Raw genomic sequence first — 311 nt, forward strand, 5'->3', positions numbered from 1 at the left:
GAGGACATGGCGTAGCCGTCGACGGTGTTCATGTCCGTGTCGACGGCGAGGAGGTAGTTGCAGCCTTCGGTGCCGTGTTCGAGGACTTCGTCGAGGAAGAAGGGGGCGGCGAAGCGCTTGCCCTGGAGACGTCCCTGCATGTCGGGGAAGGCCAGGACGACGGTGTCGATCTCGCCGCTCGCGACGAGGGCGCGCAGCTCCTCGACGGTGAGCGCGGGCTTACGGACTGGCACGGGCGGATCCTCTCCTCACGGGCCGGAAGATGATCCAAACGTAGGCTCTGGGCAAGGGATTTGGATACGGTGCCGGGC

At 65.9% G+C, this 311-nt stretch carries 1 pseudogene; it reads right to left on the bottom strand.

The window, feature by feature from the left end:
* Positions 1-233, bottom strand: a pseudogene (locus J0695_RS38825) (glutamine synthetase); the annotation flags it as partial.
* Between the last annotated feature and the right edge of the window lie 78 nt (positions 234-311).

The organism is Streptomyces beijiangensis (genome assembly GCF_017315755.1).
GTDB lineage: Bacteria > Actinomycetota > Actinomycetes > Streptomycetales > Streptomycetaceae > Streptomyces > Streptomyces beijiangensis.